We start from the raw sequence: 18,496 nt of genomic DNA, 5'->3' as shown, positions 1-18,496 counted from the left end.
ATCAAAACTTTTTATTTCTTTTTTTGGTAATCGATACTGTTTACATACCACTGCTTTTTTCCCTGAGGAGTGGTCACTTCAAATTCGTCGTCCACTTGTTTTTTAATCAACGCACGCGCCATAGGTGAGTCTATTGATATGTAATCTTTACGGTCGTAAATTTCATCAGGACCTACAATTCTGAACTTTTTAACTTCACCTTCTTCATTTTCAATTTCAACCCATGCACCAAAAAATACTTTTCCATCTTGCACCGGAGAGTAGTCAATAATTTTTAAATCTGGTATGCGTTTGCGTAAGTAGCGTACTCGGCGGTCAATTTGGCGCAGCAATCGCTTGTTATATTGATAGTCTGCGTTCTCAGAGCGATCTCCGAGGCTGGCTGCCCAGCTTACTATTTTTGTTACTTCTGGGCGTTTTACGTTCCATAGTTGATCGTGTTCTTGTTGTAATTGCAAGTAACCTTCGCGGGTAACTAAATTTGTTTTCATGGCCAATTCTTTATTAACTCTAATGGTGTGCACGTTATTAAATTTGCCAAAACTTGTCGAGCGTAAAATGTAATAAAGTACGAGTAAGGAAGCTTTGAAATGTTCAGTAACAATCTAAGCAAGTAATTAGTTTTTGATTATTAAGTTTTTCATTTATATTAACTAGTAATTGGATATAAAAATAAGAACGAGATTATGGGACACGAGACCACAAAAGTATTAGTTGTTGATGACGATATGCGCTTACGCAGTTTGCTTGAACGTTATTTAGTAGAGCAAGGCTTTATTGTTAGAACCGCAGGAAACTCGGAGCAAATGGATAGACTCCTAGAGCGAGAAAACTTTCACTTAATGGTTCTCGATTTAATGCTTCCAGGCGAGGATGGCTTATCTATTTGCCGCCGACTACGCCAAAAAGAAAATGAAATTCCTATTGTTATGCTTACTGCAAAGGGCGACGAAGTCGACCGTATTATTGGCCTTGAACTTGGCGCTGACGATTACATTCCAAAACCATTTAATCCACGTGAGCTACTTGCTCGCATAAAAGCAATTTTACGCCGCCGCGCAAAAGAAGTGCCAGGTGCTCCAGCAGCTGAAGAAAACTTAATCGCTTTTGGTAAATTTACGCTTAATTTAGCAACGCGCGAAATGAGTGAAGGGGATAAAACAATATCGCTTACCAGTGGTGAGTTTGCAGTGCTTAAAGCGCTTGTTTCGCATCCGCGTGAGCCACTTAGCCGCGATAAGCTAATGAACTTAGCGCGTGGCCGCGATTACAGTGCGCTTGAGCGAAGTATTGATGTGCAAGTATCGCGACTTCGCCGCATGATAGAAGTAGATGCTGCTAATCCGCGATATATTCAAACCGTTTGGGGTTTGGGCTATGTGTTTGTTCCCGATGGTGAAAAGTAATATTTATGGGCATGTTTCCGCGAAGTGCTTTTGGGCAAACTGTTTTTTTAGTGGCGGCTTTGCTGCTAATAAATCAAATAGTCTCTTATGTTACGGTTAGTTTTTATGTTGTAAAACCAACTATTGAGCAAGTTAACTTGATGCTTGCTAAGCAAATTAAAACGGTATTTATTGACTGGGAAGATGGCGTTGAAATAAACGACGAAGTATCTGCGAAGTTTTTTGAAATTACCGGCATTGAAGTAATGACGCAGCGCGAAGCAATGCGTCAAGGGCTTGGACAAAGCCGCGAATATTCTATGCTATCGCGCAGCATGACTGAGCAACTTGGTGGTTATTCTCGTGTACGTATTAGCCAAACTGATCCATTAATTTATTGGGTTGAAGCACCGCAAGCGCCAGGTTATTGGGTAAAAGTACCGCTTAAAGGCTTTAAAGAGAATAACTTAGAGTTTTTAACTTTCTACTTATCAAGTATTGGCTTTTTAAGTGTGCTGGGTGGGTGGTTGTTTGCAAGGCACCTTAATAGGCCATTAAAAGCACTGCAACAAGCTGCAGTAAAAGTAGGCAAAGGCGATTTTTCTACCAAATTAGAAGAAGAAGGCTCAACAGAAGTAATAGAAGTAACGCGCGCGTTTAATCAAATGTCGCGCGGAATTGCCGCACTTGAAAACGACCGCCGTTTACTAATGGCTGGTGTATCGCATGATTTACGTACGCCGCTTACGCGTATCCGTTTAGCCACCGAAATGATGGTTGATGAAGATGACTATCTTCGTGAAGGTATTATTTACGATATAGAAGATATGAACGGGATTATCGATCAGTTTATTGAGTATTTACGCCACCATAAACGTGAAGAACTAAGTTGCGAAGATATAAATGCTTTAGTTGCCGAGGTTGTTAATTCTGAGCTTCAGCATCAACGTACTATTACGTTTAAAAGTAATCCAAATATAGGCAATATACCCTTAAGCTCTGTAGCTATTAAACGTGTAATTACCAACATGATTGGTAATGCGCTGCGTTATTCTGAGGGCGATGTTGAAGTACTTAGTTACTTTAATTCAAACAAAAAATATGTAGTTATCGCTGTAAACGATAGTGGTCCTGGGATCCCTGAAAACGAATTAGAGTCTGTGTTTGAGCCCTTTAAGCAAGGCGATGCAGCTCGCGGAAGTGAAGGCAGTGGTTTAGGCCTTGCTATTATTAAACGCATTGTTGATATGCACGACGGTAAAGTAAAGCTAGAAAACCGCCCAGAAGGCGGTTTAAGTGCACAAGTATATTTGCCAATCAAGGTATCAACCCCTGCACAATAAATGCAGGGGTTTTATTGTACTAAAGTGCTTTAAAGCGAATAGCAGTACCGCCACTGGTGGCCAGTTTAAGCGTAAGTTTATCGTTTGCAGTTACAATACGTTTTTCGATAGCTATATCGTACGGATTGTTTTTCCACTCTGCGTTTTTACCGTCTTTATAAATTTGTGCTTCAAACTTCTTGCCTTGCTCTAAAAAGTCGAGCTTTACCTGAATTGTTCTGGCTTTCTCGTCAGTAACAGCACCTAGGTACCAATCGTTTCCTGAGTATTTAGTGCTTTTACGTTCTTTACGGGCAAATACAATAAAGTCGCCTACTTCGCCATCAAGGGCAATACTTTGCTGCCAATCTGTTGGTACGTCTTGAATAAATTGAAATGCGTCGGGCTTAGCCAAATAGTTTTTAGGTAAGTCGGCAGCCATTTGAATTGGGCTATACAACACAACATAAAGTGCAAGTTGTTTGGCAAGTGTAGTTTGTGGGCGGTTTGTATCGCCTCCTAAACCATTAAAGCTCATATCAAAAATACCTGGCGTAAAGTCCATAGGGCCAGAGAGCATGCGGGTAAAGGCAAGCATTGGTACGTGTTCTGGTGGGTTAGGAGGCGAACCCCATGCATTATATTCTTGCCCGCGTGCACCTTCGCGCGCGATCCAGTTTGGGTAAGTACGGCGCAGGCCTGTATCTTTAATTGGCTCGTGAGTATTGATGCTAATTTTATGTTTAGCCGCAAGCTTTACGTTATGAAGGTATTCGTTAACCATAAATTGGCCGTCATGCCATTCATGGCGCGCAATACCGTTTTTGTCTATACGTTTTATATTTCCGCCATCGGCTACATAACCTGTTTTTACTTGGCTGACGTTTGACTTTTCGTAAAGTGTAAAGGCATCTTCCATTTGGTCTCGGTAGTTGCTTACATTGCCTGATGTTTCGTGATGGCCAATGAGCTGTACGCCTTTTTCTTTGCCGTATTGAGTCAGCGCTGCTATATCAAAATCATCGTACGGTTTGGTAAAGTTAAATACATCGCCATTAAAGTACCAATCGCCATCCCAGCCAATATTCCAGCCTTCAACGAGTACGCCATCAAAACCATACTGCGCTGCAAAATCCATATAGTATTTTGTGGTTTGCGTAGTGGCGCCGTGTTTTTTACCGCTACCCCAAGTTTGCGTGTTTATATGCATACCCCACCAAATACCGACGTATTTGCCAGGTTTAACCCACGACACGTCACCGAGTTTATTAGGCTCGTTTAAATTTAGTATTATATCTGAATTAACTAGGCCAACAGCGCTGTCGGCTATTTGAATGGTGCGCCATGGTGTTTTAAAAGCGCCTTGCTTTTTAACGGCAATACCATCTGACCAAGGGGTTAAGTCTGCTGTAAATGTGCCTGGACGGCGCTGATTAAGCACCATACCCGCATAATCAACAAGAGCGGCTTCATGAATACTAATATGAGTACCGTCACTTGTTTTAAACGTAAATGGTGTGTGAGCTAGTGGAGCTTCGTTAAGTGGAGTAGTGTTGTAAACATATTCGTAGCGGTTCCAGCCACGAGCAGGTATCCACCATGCTGTTGCATCATGGCTATTGTTTATTGCAAACTCAGTCAGCTCTTTGGTTATTTCTGTATGTTCGAAGCCGGTTTGTTGTGGCACTTCGTATCTAAAACCTACACCACTATCAAATGCTTTAAATCGAATAGTGTAGGTACCTTTATTTGGCTCGTTTTTTGTAAAGGTAACGGCTACTTCGTTATATTCGTCAACAACGTTTTGGCGTTCGCCCCAAGGTTGTTGCCACTGCGAGTTAACGCTTTGTTGTTCAATGCTTTTAATTTTAAAACCGTCGCTAAAGGCCGCTTGTGTTTTAAATTCAAACCCCAGTAAAGATTTGTTTATAACCGCTTTGTTTTTAAATTTTATTGCGTAGCTTGGCGTGTTGTTTTCGTCAGAGATGCTTACTGTTATTTGTGTGTCTGGCGATTTTAGCTCTACAGTTTGTCCGTAGCTATTACTAGCAAAGGCTAAAAGCACAAGTGCAGGGATTCTCATGGTGTGTCCTTAGATGAGTCGGTGGTGACATTTAAGGATAATGACTGTTGATGATTAATACGACTGCCTACATACGTATTCAATGTTTTAAAAAATAGAAAGAATTTGGTGGCTTAATCGGTCTATAATGTAAACAAATTGATAATAGCGACAAGAAAATGATAAAAAGCTTACTTTGTGTATTTTTACTAAGTGCTAGTACTGGAGTTTTTGCAGCAAATATTACAATTAAAAATGCTAATAATGGCCCATTACCTAATGCTGTTGTGTGGCTAACTGCAGGGGATTCCTCTAACGTTATTCCTCCAGAAGCACCTTATGCGATGACCCAGCAAAATCGAGAATTTAAGCCGCGTATTTTAGTTGTCCCACAAAATGCAAAGGTAGAGTTTCCGAATGCGGACTCAATCATGCATCATGTTTATTCATTTTCTAAAGCTAAAACATTTGAATTAAAGCTATATAAGGAGCACCCAAAAGCGCCCATTACTTTTGATCAAACAGGGGTTGTTGAGCTTGGCTGTAATATTCATGATTGGATGTTAGGTTATATTGTGGTGGTCGATAGTACTATTTTTGCAATCACTGATGAAAATGGTCATGTTGATTTAAATGCCAATGTAGGCGAATACACGTTAAGTGTTTGGCATTCTGGGTTTAGTGATATTAGTAAGGTTGAATCTCAAACTATTACTGTGGCTACTAACCCGATCACTTATAAAGTAAAGCAGGAAATTGCGGAGCAAATTGACTTTGCTACGGATGAATTTGATGACTATTAATCGTTTAACGAGGCTGATATTTTTAGCCGGTGCTTTATGTTTTAGTAATGCATTGTATGCACAAGTAAAAGGCTTGATACAAATTAGAGCCGTGCAGGGTGACGATACACGTAGCTTCCAAGAGGGCGGCCTTGGGCTATATCGGCACGATACTAAAAGCGACGAACTTATTTTATCCCAAGGTATTTTAGATTTTAATGTTGATTTAGCATCTAGTTGGTCGGCTCATGGGGTGTTAAATGCGAATCAAGATCCTGACGTTGGCCTTGGTTTTACGCAAGCTTATATAAAGTATCAGCCGCTATCTAACAGCAACTATAAATGGCATGTGCGTGTAGGGGGCTTTTATCCACTTATGTCGCTTGAAAACCCTGATATAGGATGGACTTCTCCTTATAACTATACAAACTCAGCTATTAATAGCTGGATAGGCGAGGAAGTACGCACTGTTGGCGCAGAGGTAACTATTAAGCGCCCAGCAAAACGTTTTAACAGCGCTCATAGCTTTAGTTTTGTAGGTGCTACATTTAAAGGCAATGACCCTGCCGGTACTTTACTTGCTTGGCGTGGTTTTGCATTACACGATAGGCAAACTACATTTAACGAAAGTGTTAAATTTGCGCCTGTAGCGGCATTAAATACGTATGAATTACGCTGGCAAGCTAATCAGGTTTTACCGTTTGAAGAAGTAGACGGACGTTTTGGCTATTACGCTGGCGTACACTGGGATTACTTAAAAAAATCACAATTTCGAATTTATTATTACAACAATAACGGTGACCCAACCACACTTAATATTAGTTCAGGGCAGTATGCTTGGGATACTCGCTTTACAAGCGCCGCTTGGCTTTATAAGTTTAATAATAAAACCCGCTTTATAGCACAGGTACTTAATGGTAAAACCGAAATGGGCGCTAATGCTTTAATAGATAATGCCTTTTACAGCCATTATTTAATGTTAAGCCATAAAGAAGGCAAGCATCGAGTTTCTGTACGCTACGATTACTTTAAAGTGACAGATAACGACACCACTGCGTTTGATCCTAATGCAAGCAATGGGGAAGGTTTAACCGCAACATGGCGCTACCAGCTCACTAATAAACTACAAATAGGGGTTGAAGGTTCTGCACTTAAAAGTGTTGCAAAAAATAGAGAGCCAATTGGATTTAATGAACGAATCTCGCAGCAGCAAATAATGCTAAACGCTCAATGGCGATTTTAGGTTTTATAAACTAGATTTATTATCAAAAAGGTAGGTATTAAATATGTTTTTTTTTGGAGTAATTAATGAATTTGAATAGTATCCGCGTCAAAGTCTCTTTTCCTATTGTTATTTTAGGTATTGCTATCTTGTCGTTAATTATTGGGTATTCATACTTAATTAACTTACAAAAAAATGCATTAGATGTGCAATCCGATAAATTTATTAAGGCTGTGTCTCTTGCTTTGAGTGCCGACAGGGATTTGTATCAAGCAAAGGTTGCTGAGTTAAATTTAGTCGCACATAACGACAATAAAGAAGCTTATTTGCAAAAGCATAAAGAAAATGCCGAGCAAGTAACACAAAGGTTAGAGCAGTACTTAACTTTGTTATCGGATTATCCAAAAGCTATAAATGGGCTTCGCGGTTTTGATGGTGCTTATAATACTTGGTTAAACGCTTCACTGGCCTATATGAATGATAAAACAAATCTAAAAAAACAGTCTCAATCAGAAAAAGCATTTGACGAATTAAGAGCTACGCTTGATCAAGCTGGTGAATTAGCAGAGCAAACATCGGTTGAAGAAGTTCAAAAACTATCAGACACAATTGCTTCAACTAAGTTAACTATGCTTATTTTTGTCATATTAATTTTATTAGTGGCGTGTTGGTTTAGTTACCTTATTCCTAAGCAATTAACACAGCAAATTAACTATGTAACTTCTCGTATTAACGATATAGCCTCTGGTGATGGCGATTTAACTGGCAGGATCGCTATAACGTCTAAAGATGAATTTTCTGAACTTGCAACGCAGTTCAATCGTTTTCTCGACAACTTACAGCAATTAATTCGCGATATTTTAGAGCAATCAAAAGAACTAAGTGAATTAGGAGGTGAGTTAAGTCAGGTTGCAAATAAAAACAATGCTGTAAATCAAACGCTCAGCCAAGCCTCTGAGTCAATAGTAAGTGCAGTGCATGAGATGAGTGTAGCAAGTAGAGAAGTTGCAGGTGTTGCTCAGCAATCATCAACAGAAGCTGATAAATCGTTAAATTTAGCTCAGCAAGGACTAACAGCGGTTGCGCACTCTAGTTCTCGTATTATTTCTTTGTCGCAAAATATGGAGCAAGCTATGGCGCGCTCTACAGAACTACAACAAAGTTCTGATAACATTGCCAAAGTACTTGAGGTTATTCGTGCAATTGCAGAGCAAACAAATCTGCTGGCGCTTAATGCTGCTATTGAAGCCGCGCGAGCTGGTGAATATGGCAGAGGTTTTGCTGTGGTAGCAGATGAAGTAAGAACATTGGCTACACGCACGCAAGTAAGCACAAACGATATTCAAAAAATGATAGAGCAATTTGCAACGAGCGTAGAACAATCAATTAAAGCGATAGATGAAGGTAAGCAATTTGCAGATGATGCGGTTGGCTCGTTTAGTCAAACTAATGATGTGCTTAATGCAATGCAAAGCTCGTCTACTAAAGTAAATGATATGGCGATGCAAACAGCGCAAGCGACTGAAGAGCAGACAACGGTTGCAGATGAAATAAGTCAAAACCTATCATCATTAAACGATCAAACTTTAGAAGGGGGGGCGCTTGCTCGAACTACTGAGGATGTATCTAAAAAAATGGAACAATTGACTGATGAGCTAAATCATTTAGTGCATCGATTTAAAGTTTAAATAAGCTGATTATTTGGTTAGATAGCTCTTTAAGGTTTTAAAATATAACTGTACTTATGTTGTTTGTTAGCTCGAGCTCAGTTTGAATAGTCATTATAAATATAAAAAGGGACTTTAAAAGTCCCTTTTTTAATGCGATTTTAACCTTGAGAAGTCAACAAAGCCTAAAGTGAATTAGTATTATTTTTTATCAAAAGCGCGTTTCATGTAGTTAGGTGTAGCGAGTGCACCATGATGAATACCGCTGTTGTAGTATTCACTTTGCTCAGCTATTTGTGCTGCGCCGTCTTCTCTAAAACCGTCAAATGCTTGTGATTTACGTGCAAGTGTTACCGACCATAAACCGCTTGGGTAAATTGGTTGCGGGAATGGCAGTGTTTGTAAATCGTTAAAGCCTACGCTTAGCATTGCTTCGCGCATTTCAACTAATAATGGCATATGCATAAGTGGTGATTCACTTTGTTGCACTAAAATACCACCTGGGCGCAGTGCATTTAAACAGCTTGTATAAAATGCATGATTAAATAAACCTTCGCCTGGGCCCACAGGATCGGTGCCATCAACAATAACCACGTCAATGGATTCGCCAGCCGCTTCGCGCATATATTTAATACCGTCGTCAAACATAACCGTTGCACGGGCGTCGTTGTTAGATTCACAAAGCTCTGGGAAGTATTTTAACGACATTTGCGTTACTACTTCGTCTATATCTATTTGCGTTACAGTTTCTACGCCTGGGTGTTTTAATACTTCGCGTAAAGTACCGCAGTCGCCGCCGCCAATAATAACGACGTTTTTAGGGTTTGGGTGCGCTAAAAGTGCAGGGTGGCTGATCATCTCATGATAAAAGAAGTTTTCGCGGGTTGTTACCATAGTACACCCGTCGATGATCATTAAATTACCAAAGTCTGTGGTTTCAAACATTTCTACCTTTTGAAAAGGAGACTGTTTTTCATCTAACTTTTTATTAATACGTAATGAAAATGCGCTGCCATCGCGGTCGCTAATTTCAGTAAACCACTTACTTTGATCTAAATTTGCCATAGTTACTATTACACTTTTTTAGGTTGAGTATGAAAAAGGGGCAATTCTGCCAGTGCTTGGCGTTTTGCTCAATGACATTTTAACTGATTTGACGAATAAAGTTAGTTAGGAGTGAGTGAAAGTTCAATTTTTGTTAGCCTAGTGGATAGTGACGTATTAAAATGCGCCTTTATACCTAATTGACTAAAGAAGAGTTGCCATGACCTGGGGTTTAGAAACAGCACGCGCCACTTATAACGTTGCTCATTGGAGTGATGGTTATTTTGATATTAACGCACAAGGCGAACTGGTGGCTTACCCAGATGGCGACCAAACAAAACCGGCCATTTCTTTAACGCAATTAACTGAGCAGTTTAAGCAACAAGGTTTAACGTTGCCGGTTTTAGTACGCTTTACTGATATTTTAAAAAATCGTGTAGACACACTTACTAACGCGTTTACGCAAGCGCGAGCAAATCGTGAATATAACGGAAAATACACCTGTGTTTACCCAATAAAAGTAAATCAGCAACGTTCTGTAGTAAGTAAGCTATTAGCGCATCCAAGCGGGCTTGTTGGCCTAGAAGCAGGCTCAAAGCCAGAACTTATGGCTATTTTGGGCGTAGCAAAAGAGCCAATTACTATTGTGTGTAACGGCTATAAAGACAGTGAGTTTTTACGCTTAGCATGTATTGGTCAAGCAATGGGCCACAGCGTAAAAATTGTGGTAGAGAAGCTTTCAGAACTAACCACACTACTTGAAGAAATAGACAACCTAGGCATAGAACCTGCTATTGGTATTCGTATTCGCCTAAACTCAGTAGGCAAAGGCAAGTGGCAAAACACGGGCGGCGAAAAAGGCAAGTTTGGTTTAACGGCAGGCCAAGTACTAAGTGCTGTTGAAGTGCTTAAAAAGCATAATAAGCTGCACTTAATGCAAATGGTGCATTTTCATATTGGTTCTCAAATTGCCAACATTCGTGATATTCACCGTGCTTTGCGTGAATGCGCACGCCACTTTGCTGAGCTTACGCAATTAAACGTACCGTTAAATACCGTTGATGTGGGTGGCGGCTTAGGCGTTGATTACGAGGGCTCTGGCTCACGCAGTGCGTGTTCAATGAACTACACCGTAGAAGAGTACGCGCGTAATGTAGTGAATGCATTTGCAGAGGTGTGCGATCAGCATAACCTTACGCATCCGGCCATTATCACCGAATCGGGGCGCGCTTTAACCGCTCACCATGCGGTATTAATTACCGATGTAATTGACGTAGAAAAAGCGCCCAATCATTTAAATCCAGAGCCACCGCTTGAAAATAGCGCGTTAGTGCTTGATGAAATGTGGCAGTGTTTACAGCGTTTAAACCCGCGTATGGCACTTGAGATTTATCACGACGCTATGCACTTATTTAGCGAAGCGCACGATCAGTACGTGCATGGCTTAGTAAGCATGCTAGAGTGGGCGAAAATAGAGCAGCTTTACTTTACTATTTTACATCGTGTACGTGCATCGCTTAGTAATAACGCGCGCGCGCACCGTGAAGTCCTCGACGATTTAAACGAAAAGCTTGCCGATAAACTCTTTGTTAACTTTTCATTATTTCAGTCATTGCCTGATGTATGGGGTATTCAGCAGTTGTTTCCGGTTATGCCAATCGAAAACTTAACTCAACCATTGACTCAGCGCGCGATTATTCAAGATATTACCTGTGACTCTGACGGGCAAATCCGCGAATACGTTGAAGGCGCTGGTATCGAAACCAGCCTACCAATACCAGAGTATAAACACGGCGAGCAATACCATATTGCAATGTTTATGGTGGGTGCATATCAAGAAATTTTAGGCGATTTACATAACCTATTTGGTGACACTGATTCAGTGCATGTAGAGCTTAACGATGAAGGTTATGTGTTAACCAATGCTATAAAAGGTGATAGCGTTAAGGATGTATTAAAGTTTGTTGACTATGATAGCGCCATTTTAGCTGACAACTTTGCGTACCAAGTTAATAAACTTGATGTATCAGCGCAGTGCAAAGAAGGTTACTTAGCTGAGCTTAATGCAGGCCTTGAAGGCTATACCTATTTTGAAGATTAATTTGTAAGCAACTGAAAGCGCAGTATTAGTGGCTGCGCAATGTTTAAAGGAATGGAAGTAATGTCAGTTATTCGCGGTGTATTTAGTATTATTTTTTACACAATAAACACACTTTTTTGGTTTGTGCCTATTTTTATTTGTGGGCTTATAAAGCTTATACCTATTAAGCCTCTACAAAAGATTATGAGCTGGGCTGCAAAGCAATTTGCAACTATTTGGGTGACCTTTAATAGCTTAAATCAAAAGTTATTTACGCCAACTAAACTTAATGTAACTGGCCTTGAAGACCTTAAGCTAAAGGATTGGTACCTAGTAATTGCAAATCACCAAAGCTGGGTCGATATTTTAGTATTGCAGCGTGTGTTTAACCGTAAAATTCCATTTTTAAACTTCTTTTTGAAAAAAGAGCTTATTTACGTACCTATTCTAGGTTTGTGTTGGTGGGCGCTTGATTTTCCGTTTATGACTCGCACGAGTAAAAGCCAATTAAAAAAGAATCCAAAGCTGCGTGGAAAAGACTTAGAAACCACGCGTAAAGCCTGCGAAAAATTTAAAGAGATGCCAGTAAGTGTGGTTAACTTTGTAGAAGGCACTCGTTTTACTACACAAAAGCACGCGCGCCAAAATAGCCCGTTTCCACATTTATTAAAACCAAAAGCGGGCGGTATTGCTTTTGTAATGCAAGCAATGGGCGAGCAAATTACTAAAGTGGTTAACGTTACAATTCATTACCCTAATGGCATTCCTACATTCATGGATTTTGCTGGTGGTAAGGTAAAAAATATCAACGTACACGTGGATGTAAGGCCTGTAAGCGAAGAGCTTATTGGTGACTACACCGGCGATTCTGAATTTAGAGTGCGCTTTCAAAGCGAGCTAAATCGTTTATGGGAAAATAAAGAGCAAACATTACAATCGCTCGAAAAACATCCCAAATAAAAGGCAAAAATATGAGCTTACAGTTATGCTAAAAAAGTGGTTACCAAATTGGCTTAACGGCTTAATTGTGGGCTGCGTATTGTTTTCTAATGTAATGCTTTTTGGTTCGCTAGTATTTTTACTAGGGCTTATTAAGTTATTACTGCCTTTGTCTGTTGTTAACTCTTTATTGCACAGCGCTTATCGAGGGTGGTGTAATGGCAATCGGTTTGGCTTGTGGCTAGGTTGTCCTAATATTGTGGTTGATATAACTGGCGATTTAAATTCAAAAAGTTGGTATTTACTTATATGTAATCACACGAGTTGGTTAGATATAACCGTGCTTAGCTCATTACATGCATTACCAGCCCCTAAGTTTTTTTTAAAAGATGAATTAAAATACGTGCCTTTTATTGGCACTGGTGCGTGGGCTATGGGTATGCCGTTTATGAAACGGGTAAGCAAAGCACAGCTTGCTAAAAACCCAAAATTGAAAGGGTTGGATGTAGAGCGCACAAAGCACAGCTGTCGCAATTTTCGTCACTATCCTACTACCATCGTTAATTTTGTTGAAGGCACACGCTTTACGCCAGCTAAGCATAATCTGCAGCAAAGTCCTTTTAAGCACTTATTAAAACCCAAAGCGGGTGGCATTGCTTTTGCGCTTGAAGTGCTAGCCAACCAATTTGATGCCATGCTAAATACAAGTTTAGTGTATAGCGGTAAAACAGATCACGTTTGTCGGAACTTACTCAAAGGCGAGCTAGATTCTATTTATGTTTCAATAGACGTAACGCCCATTAATGACAATATGCAGGGCAGCTATCAAACCGATGACGTATTTAAAGCTAATTTTCAACATTATGTGAATGAGCTATGGGTTGCGAAAGATCAGCAGCTTGCCGATATTTATGCTCAACAAGATTTACCTGAACCACAAATCAGTAAGGAAATTGAAACACTATGACCAACACCCACCTACAGGAGTTAATAGCTCCTTGGTTTGAAAAAGTACCCGATGCGGATTTTCTTAGTTCTATTACCGCAGTTTCAATAGGGATTTTTTCTTTATTAATTGTTTACTTATTTACTCGTAGGTTAATGTTACCAGGCATTCAAAAAGTGGTAACTAAGCTTTCGCCTCAACGTATTGGTTCGTTGTCGCCTATGCTTAATAAGCTTAATAGACGTATTGCAGGTATGCTTTGCTGCGTATTATTTTTGGCGACCTTTGACAGTGTTTATCCGGTTAATGAGCTGACCGCTGAAATTTTGAAAACGGTTGGCCAAGCCATACTAATTATTCATGTAGGTTTTATTTTTAGCAGTATTGTAAGTATTGCGGGTTCTATTTATAACCAATTGGAGTTTGCACGCGAAGTCCCTATTCAGGGCTTAATTCAGGTTGTTAAGCTAATCACCTTTATTGTGTGTGCTATTTTAATTGTAAGTATTTTCCTTGAGAAGTCACCCACTTATATTCTCTCTGGCTTTGGTGCTATTGCTGCTGTTACGTTATTAGTATTTAAAGACACTATTTTAGGCTTTGTAGCTAGTATTCAAATCGCAGCAAATCGCCTAGTAACCTATGGTGATTGGATTCAAGTAGAAAACTACGGCGCCGATGGCGAAGTAATTGATTTGGGTTTAAACACTGTAAAGGTACGTAACTGGGATAACACCATTACAACTATTCCAACTTATATGCTAGTTGCGGGTTCGTTTAAAAACTGGCGCGGTATGCAAGAGTCGGGCGGTAGACGTATTAAACGTTCACTTAATATAGATATGCACAGTATTTGTTTAGTAAGTGATGAATTTAGAAAGCAAATAGATGCGGCTATTCCGTTGCATGATTACATTCGAGTGACGACATTACCCGCTCAAGTTTCTAATTTAGGGCTGTTTCGTCGTTATGCTGAGGGCTATTTAAAGCAGCACAGTAAAATTAATACGTCGCTTACGTTAATGGTACGAGAGCTACAACCAATGAACCACGGGTTACCGATTGAGTTTTATTGCTTTAGTGAAGACAAACGCTGGATTTCGTACGAGCATCTACAAGCCGAAATAATGGACCATTTACTTGCAGTATTGCCAGTGTTTGGGCTTAGGGCATATCAAAGTGTTAGTGGGCAATTAAGCCCTCCTAACGAGCAACAAACAGATAAGCCAACATTTAGAGTGATGGCAAATAGTGCTGCAAAAGACCCACAGCAATAAATAAAGCTAAGAGCCACCAAATAGGTGGCTTTTTAAATCGCAGCCATGCAAATGTAATTATTACTAACGCAACCTGCCAAAGGTTATGGACAGCCGATGTCCAAATTGGTGAATACAATGCGGCCGCTAAAAAACCGACTACCGCTGCATTAAGCGCCGCTATTGAACTTGCAAAACGTGGCTTACTTGCCAAATTAATCCAGCTCTTTTGGAATGCGAGTATAAGTAAAAAACCAGGCATAAATATAAGCAGTGTAGCTATAAGGGCACCCACTAAAGGTTGCTCAGTAGTAAGTTGTGCGCCTAAGTAAGTAGCAATAGTAAACATTGGCCCTGGCACTGCCTGTGCACTCGCGTAAGCACTTAAAAACTGATCATCACTCAATGCTGGTACGCCAGCTTGAAGTACCGGCAGTACTACGTGTCCGCCGCCAAACACCATTGCACCCGCTTGGTAAAAAGGGGTAAACAAAGCAAACTCATGCCCTAGTGGAATAAAGCTAACCCCAAGTAAGAGCGCAAATAACCCCAGTGCAATCCAATTAATATTACTGTTTTTACTGCTAACATCGTCTGCTACTGTGCCAAGTTTTAATAAAGGCCATATAGCACCTACTGTTGCAGCAGTGATTAAAATCGCTATTTGAGTTCCCATCATTGGAAATAACACCAAGGCAAGTGTACTCATTATCGCAAGTAACTTAAGCGCGCCACTTGTACAAAAGCTTTTAGCCATACTAAGTGTTGCATCAGCGACTATAACAACGGCAAATAACTTTAAGCCTGCAATAATTGCAAAGTAAACAGCGTCAAACTGATGGGCACTAGCCGCAAGCAGCACCATTATTAAAAACGAAGGCAAGGTAAAGCCTACAAAAGCAGCTATACCACCCAGTACTCCTGCACGCTCAACACCAATAGCAAAACTAACTTGGCTAGAGCCTGGCCCTGGTAATGCTTGGCTTAAACTAATAAGTTGTGCGTAACGCGTGTTAGTTAGCCAATTTAACGAGTCTACAAAGTGGCGCTTAAAATAGCCTAAATGCGCAGCGGGGCCACCAAAACTCATGCACCCTAGTAAAAAAAATTGTCTAAAAATAGCAATTAACATTGCGCCAATATCCTTTGTAAAATTCATTAAATTGTCACAGCGTAGTATGACATTTTTATTAAAACGGCACATTAGTTTGAGGTCTGTTTAACAATCATGCAAGATGCGCTGCTTTTAACACTCTCTTCATAGTTTGTTCATACATGTATTTGCATACTCTTGCTAAATTCTTAATGAATAGGGTATCACCATGACTTTAACTAAATCACTTTTAAGCGTAACCGTAGTAGCTGTATTACTTTCTGGTTGTGAAATGAATAACACCGGCAAAGGTGCGGCTATTGGCGCAGCAGCGGGTGGCGTATTAGGTAAAGCAACAAGTAACCATAAAGATAAGCGTATTTTTATAGGCGCTGCTATCGGCGCACTAGCTGGCGCTGCAGTGGGTAACTACATGGATAAGCAAGAAGAAGCATTTCGTGATGAACTTGCAGGCTCTGGTGTTGAAGTTGTACGTGAAGGAGATAACTTGCGTTTAGTTATGCCATCTAATATTACGTTTGCGACCGACCAATCTTATATTTCGTCTGGCTTTAACGATACCTTAGATGCTATTGCTAAAGTGATGAACAAATACGAAAAAACGTACCTAAGTATTGAAGGCCACACAGATAGCACAGGTAAAGACAGCTACAACATGAACCTATCGCGTGAACGTGCTCAAAGCGTTAAAAACTACTTAGTGAACCAGCAAATCATGGCTGAGCGTGTAAGTACTATGGGTTATGGCGAAACACGTCCAATTGCGACTAACGATAGTGCAAATGGCCGTGCTCAAAACCGCCGTGTAGAAATTCAAATAGTACCAAACACTGAAGAATAATTAGTCTTTATTAAACTGTAATTCACACAGTTTTTGATACAACGGGTTACTTGCTACTAATTCTTGGTGGGTACCCGTTGCTATAATCTCTCCATTTTCCATGACTACAATCACATCGGCATGTTTAACCGTTGCCAGCCTATGGGCAATAATAAGCGTTGTTCTATTTTGCATTAAATGCTCAAGCGCAGCTTGCACGTGGTGCTCACTTTGAGCATCGAGTGCACTGGTGGCTTCATCAAGAAGGAGTATTTCAGGGTCTTTTAAAATAGCGCGTGCCAGTACAATACGCTGCTTTTGCCCACCCGATAACCTCACACCTTGCTCACCTAAAAAACTGTTATAACCTTGCGGTAATTGTTTAATAAATTCATCAGCATGAGCATGTTTGGCAGCGGCATATACTTGCTCGTCACTTGCTTTTGGGTTGCCGTAGCGAATGTTATGCATTACATCGGAGCTAAATAAAATAGGGTTTTGCGCTACCATACCCATTTTACCTCTGAGGGTATTAAGCGATAATTCTTTAATGTTTATATCTTTAAATTTAATGGCTCCGCTAGCCGGATCGTAAAAGCGCTGTAGTAATTCAAATAAGGTTGTTTTACCTGCGCCAGAAGGGCCAACAATAGCCACAGTTTGGCCTTGAAGTATATTTAAACTTATTTTATTAAGTGCGCTTACGTCTGGGCGAGAAGGGTAGTTAAAGCTTATATTCTCAAGCGTAATAGCAGGGCTGTTACTATTTTTTAGTAAGTTACTATCTTGTGGATTTAGTGGGTTTTCTATCTCACTTTTAACAGCAAGTAACTCAAGTAATCTTGCAGCTGCGCCTGCTGCGCGTTGTAGTTCGCCATATACTTCAGCAACGGTTGCCACCGACATTGCCACCATAATAGCGTAAAACACAAAGGCTCCTAGCTCACCGCCAGTCATGGTACCTGCTAATACGTCGCTGCCGCCGACCCACAGCATTGCGCTAATAGCACTAAAAGTTAAAAATATTACCGCTGCAATTAAAAACGAGCGTTGTTTAATGCGGCTTTTAGCCACATTAAAGGCTTTTTCGGTTTCAAGTGCAAAAGCGTGCTGCTCTTGTTCTTCGTGGCTATAGCTTTGCACTACTTTAATATTTTGAATGATCTCGCCGGCATAGGTGCTTATATCGGCTATGGCATCTTGGCTGGAGCTTGCAAGTTTGCGCACCTTTTTACCAAATACCATCATAGGAACAAGTACCAACGGCACACAAGCAACAACCACTAAAGTAAGTTTTAAATTAGTAAACAACAGCATAGCAAGTCCACCAACCAGCATAAGTACACTGCGCAACGCCATAGAAAATGATGAACCAATAATTGATTGCAGTAATGTTGTATCGGTTGTTAAACGCGACATAAGCTCGCCACTGCGGTTTTCTTCAAAGTAACTTGGGTGCAAGGTAACAATGCGATTAAACACCGCTTTGCGAATATCGTTACTGACTCGTTCGCCAATCCACGACATTAAATAAAAGCGGCTAAAGGTGCCTACAGCCAATAAACTAATTAAACCAATAAGCACCAATACAGCTTGTTGTAGCTGATCTTTAGAGCCAGCTATAAAGCCATGATCTATGACAAACTTAACCCCTTGACCTAATGATAAGTTAACACCAGCGGTGACTAAAAGGGCAGCAAGCGCCGCTACTACCATCCATTTATACGGTTTAATAAAAGCAAAAATAGGTAATAAACTACTAAAAGCGGCTTTTTCGGGCTTAGGGCTTGTTTTTGACATAGTGGATTCTTTTTAAAGGTTAAGGTATAGATATGGCACTAAGATAATAAAAATCAA

At 40.3% G+C, this 18,496-nt stretch carries 15 protein-coding genes; 10 read left to right on the top strand and 5 right to left on the bottom strand.

The window, feature by feature from the left end; genetic code table 11:
* Positions 1-11: 11 nt before the first annotated feature.
* Positions 12-491 carry a transcription elongation factor GreB gene (greB, locus tag H5118_RS17330; protein WP_002959554.1) on the bottom strand — a complete coding sequence of 160 codons (480 nt, stop codon included), beginning with the start codon at positions 489-491 and terminating at the stop codon, positions 12-14.
* 195 nt (positions 492-686) lie between these two features.
* Here greB and ompR point away from each other — a divergent pair, with 195 nt between their 5' ends.
* Positions 687-1,406, top strand: coding sequence for a two-component system response regulator OmpR (gene ompR / locus H5118_RS17325; RefSeq protein WP_002959552.1), 720 nt, complete (start codon positions 687-689; stop codon positions 1,404-1,406).
* Positions 1,407-1,411: 5 nt separating this feature from the next.
* A complete protein-coding gene (envZ, locus tag H5118_RS17320) occupies positions 1,412-2,728 on the top strand; it encodes a two-component system sensor histidine kinase EnvZ (protein ID WP_182749576.1) in 1,317 nt (438 codons plus the stop codon).
* 19 nt (positions 2,729-2,747) lie between these two features.
* On the opposite strand, the gene H5118_RS17315 is transcribed toward envZ, so the two are convergent.
* Positions 2,748-4,790, bottom strand: coding sequence for a glycoside hydrolase family 97 protein (locus H5118_RS17315; RefSeq protein WP_182749575.1), 2,043 nt, complete (start codon positions 4,788-4,790; stop codon positions 2,748-2,750).
* A 158-nt stretch (positions 4,791-4,948) separates the two neighbouring features.
* Here H5118_RS17315 and H5118_RS17310 point away from each other — a divergent pair, with 158 nt between their 5' ends.
* The 3 genes from H5118_RS17310 to H5118_RS17300 all read left to right on the top strand — a co-directional run bounded on the left by H5118_RS17310 (position 4,949) and on the right by H5118_RS17300 (position 8,461).
* Complete coding sequence (locus tag H5118_RS17310) at positions 4,949-5,572, top strand: methylamine utilization protein (protein ID WP_182693754.1); 624 nt, start codon at positions 4,949-4,951, stop codon at positions 5,570-5,572.
* The gene (locus tag H5118_RS17305) at positions 5,562-6,794 is read left to right on the top strand and encodes a hypothetical protein (RefSeq protein WP_182749574.1); all 1,233 of its coding nucleotides are present in this window, start codon (positions 5,562-5,564) and stop codon (positions 6,792-6,794) included. The genes H5118_RS17310 and H5118_RS17305 overlap by 11 nt, the downstream gene beginning before the upstream one ends.
* Positions 6,795-6,859: 65 nt before the next feature.
* On the top strand, positions 6,860-8,461 hold the full coding sequence (locus tag H5118_RS17300; protein WP_182672576.1) for a methyl-accepting chemotaxis protein: 1,602 nt from the start codon (positions 6,860-6,862) through the stop codon (positions 8,459-8,461).
* A 180-nt stretch (positions 8,462-8,641) separates the two neighbouring features.
* On the opposite strand, the gene speE is transcribed toward H5118_RS17300, so the two are convergent.
* Positions 8,642-9,505 (bottom strand): polyamine aminopropyltransferase, encoded by an 864-nt coding sequence (gene speE, locus H5118_RS17295; RefSeq protein WP_182701651.1) that lies wholly within the window; start codon positions 9,503-9,505, stop codon positions 8,642-8,644.
* A gap of 199 nt (positions 9,506-9,704) precedes the next feature.
* On the opposite strand from speE, the gene speA reads away from it, so the two are divergent.
* The 4 genes from speA to H5118_RS17275 are packed head-to-tail and all read left to right on the top strand — an operon-like array spanning position 9,705 to position 14,726.
* On the top strand, positions 9,705-11,585 hold the full coding sequence (gene speA / locus H5118_RS17290) for a biosynthetic arginine decarboxylase (RefSeq protein ID WP_002959544.1): 1,881 nt from the start codon (positions 9,705-9,707) through the stop codon (positions 11,583-11,585).
* A 60-nt stretch (positions 11,586-11,645) separates the two neighbouring features.
* Positions 11,646-12,524, top strand: coding sequence for an acyltransferase (locus H5118_RS17285; RefSeq protein WP_182720125.1), 879 nt, complete (start codon positions 11,646-11,648; stop codon positions 12,522-12,524).
* A gap of 25 nt (positions 12,525-12,549) precedes the next feature.
* A complete protein-coding gene (locus H5118_RS17280; protein WP_182749573.1) occupies positions 12,550-13,470 on the top strand; it encodes an acetyltransferase in 921 nt (306 codons plus the stop codon).
* Positions 13,467-14,726 carry a mechanosensitive ion channel family protein gene (locus H5118_RS17275; protein WP_002959539.1) on the top strand — a complete coding sequence of 420 codons (1,260 nt, stop codon included), beginning with the start codon at positions 13,467-13,469 and terminating at the stop codon, positions 14,724-14,726. The genes H5118_RS17280 and H5118_RS17275 overlap by 4 nt, the downstream gene beginning before the upstream one ends.
* On the opposite strand, the gene chrA is transcribed toward H5118_RS17275, so the two are convergent.
* Positions 14,683-15,837 carry a chromate efflux transporter gene (chrA, locus tag H5118_RS17270; protein ID WP_182725092.1) on the bottom strand — a complete coding sequence of 385 codons (1,155 nt, stop codon included), beginning with the start codon at positions 15,835-15,837 and terminating at the stop codon, positions 14,683-14,685. The genes H5118_RS17275 and chrA overlap by 44 nt on opposite strands.
* Before the next feature lie 190 nt (positions 15,838-16,027).
* On the opposite strand from chrA, the gene H5118_RS17265 reads away from it, so the two are divergent.
* Positions 16,028-16,660: an OmpA family protein gene (locus H5118_RS17265; protein ID WP_002959537.1), complete on the top strand. Its 633-nt coding sequence runs from the start codon at positions 16,028-16,030 to the stop codon at positions 16,658-16,660.
* On the opposite strand, the gene H5118_RS17260 is transcribed toward H5118_RS17265, so the two are convergent.
* Positions 16,661-18,439, bottom strand: a complete 1,779-nt coding sequence (locus tag H5118_RS17260; RefSeq protein WP_182737900.1) for an ABC transporter transmembrane domain-containing protein — start codon at positions 18,437-18,439, stop codon at positions 16,661-16,663. It abuts the gene before it with no gap.
* Positions 18,440-18,496 lie beyond the last annotated feature (57 nt).

The organism is Pseudoalteromonas sp. SR41-1, assembly GCF_014164015.1.
GTDB classification, from domain to species: Bacteria; Pseudomonadota; Gammaproteobacteria; order Enterobacterales; family Alteromonadaceae; genus Pseudoalteromonas; species Pseudoalteromonas distincta.
Note: the sequence above shows the minus strand (reverse complement) of the source record. Positions and strands in the feature narration are given on the sequence as shown.